At 58.9% G+C, this 2,134-nt stretch carries 2 protein-coding genes; both read right to left on the minus strand.

Annotated elements, in window-relative coordinates; all coding sequences use genetic code 11:
- A partial coding sequence (locus FEM54_RS31110) for an outer membrane protein OmpK (RefSeq protein ID WP_138454126.1) occupies positions 1-645 on the minus strand: 645 nt, incomplete at its 3' end.
- Between the two features lie 446 nt (positions 646-1,091).
- A partial coding sequence (locus tag FEM54_RS31115) for a nucleobase:cation symporter-2 family protein (protein ID WP_138454127.1) occupies positions 1,092-2,134 on the minus strand: 1,043 nt, incomplete at its 5' end.

A 2,134-nucleotide genomic window follows, 5' to 3' on the forward strand; every position in this document is an offset into this window, starting at 1 on the left:
GCCCAAGTCGTACTTGACCTGTGGGTTGAAGTGCAGGTTGGCGTGGTAAGTGCCACGGGCGTTCCTGTCGTTGTCCACCACCCAGTCCATGAAGCCGTCGATCAGCACGTTGGAGTTGCCCACGGGAATGGTGTACGACCACACCGGCGTGATCTGCCACACGCCATCGCCCGGGCGGTTGCCTTCGGTCTGGCGCTGGTAGAAGTTCAACTGGAAGTAGTCGAAGCCAGGGATGTTCAGGTCAAAGCCCGGGCCCAGCAGGTACGACTCGTTATCGCCTTCGCCGAACTCGTAAGTGAAGGCCAGCAGCACATCTTTGATCGGGCCGAACGAGAGGTCTTTGTCGAAGATCTTGCCGAACGACAACCGTGGGCTGAACTCGCCGTAGTAGGTGCTTGGGCCGACGTTGCCGTCTTCCTTGCCGTTGTAAAAGATGCGGTCGACGAACAGGAAGTTGTCGCCGTACTTCCACGCATCGGCGTGCTCGAAGGTGACGGTTTGCTGGATCTGCGGGTTAACGGTGAAGTTCTTGCCCCACAGGTACGTCAGGCTGTTGTTCTGCCACTGCAACAAATCGCCTGCCACGGCTTGGCCGCCGGCCAGCAGGGATCCTGCCAGCATCAGGCCTTTGAACATAGGTTTCATTCGGTTGCTCCCGAGTCAAAGTTTTATGGTTGTTTTTCTACGCAGGCGCTCTGGTGTGGCGCCTTTTGGTTCGCTGCAAAAATCGTCTGTTTGGTCAGCTTTAATGCTTTTAGCAAGAGCTGCGCCAAGGTGTTTAAAAAGCCAATAAAAGGCCTTCGGCTGCACTTGATGCAGTCGAATCCGGAGGTTTTTTTCTGCACGTTGGCCGCAGACATTGGGCCAGGATAAGTTGGCCCTGCAGTCAGCTTTTACATTCGCTGTTTTTTTTTGAGTCGATTCGAGCGGGCGCGGAGAATACTGGCTCCCAGGCCTTGGCTCAAGTGCGCTGTTAGAGAGCGCAGGGGGCGAGAATGGGGCGCGGCTTGTGGCCGGCCCCAGGTGAATAGGGTGCATGTGGGTATTTCCTGTTGGTTATTATTTTTGTTGTTTTTTGCTAACAGGCCAAATCAATGCGTGTGGGCGACCGCGGGGCGTTCCGAACCGCCGAGGATGTTGAACAGGATGTTCAGCGACAAGGCGCTGAGGGTGGCCATGGCGATTCCACTGTGGGTAATCGGACTCATCCACAGGGGCAATTGCGCGAAGAATTCCGGGCGCACCACCGGGATCAGGCCCATGCCGATGCTGACTGCCACCAGCAACTGGTTGCGGCGGTCGGCAATGTCGGCCTCCTGCAGGATCTTGATGCCGGTCGCCGCGACCATGCCGAACATGGCAATGGCGGCGCCGCCCAATACTGCCGGTGGAATCGATGCCACCAAAAAGGCGGCTTTGGGCAGCAGGCTCAGCACAATCAGGAACGCCCCGGCCATGATCGTCACCGAGCGGCAACGCACGCCGGTCATCTGCACCAGGCCGATATTCTGGGCGAATGAGGAGTGAGTAAACGTATTGAAGAAACCGGCGAAAAATGAGGCGCCAGCGTCACACAACAGGCCACGGCGCAGCATCCTTGGCGTGACCTCCTGGCCGGTGATTTTGCCCAGCGCAAGAAACATCCCGGTGGACTCGACGAAGATGATCACCACCACCAGGCACATCGACAGGATCGGTGCCAGCTCGAACTTGGGCATGCCGAAATGCAGTGGCGTCACCAATTGCACCCACGGTGCCTGGGACAGGCCGCCGAGGTCGACCATGCCGAGCAGGCCGCACAAGCCATAGCCGAGCGCCATGCCGATCAGCACCGAGATATTTACCCAGAAGCCGCGCATGAAACGGTTGATCAGTAAGATGGTGGCCAGTACCAGCGCGGCAATCGCCAGGTAAACCGGCGAGCCGAAGGTGGCGGCGGCACTGCCGCCACCGGCCCAGTTCACGGCCACGGGGAACAGCGACAGGCCGATGGCAGTGATCACGGTGCCGGTCACCAAGGGCGGGAAAAACCGCACGACCTTGGACATGAACGGCGCGATCAGCATGCCAAAAAAACCGGCAGCGATGGTCGCGCCGAAGATGCCCTGCAGGCCGATGCCAGGCATTCCGGCCA

The sequence above is a fragment of the Pseudomonas edaphica genome, assembly GCF_005863185.1.
Taxonomy (GTDB): Bacteria; Pseudomonadota; Gammaproteobacteria; order Pseudomonadales; family Pseudomonadaceae; genus Aquipseudomonas; species Aquipseudomonas edaphica.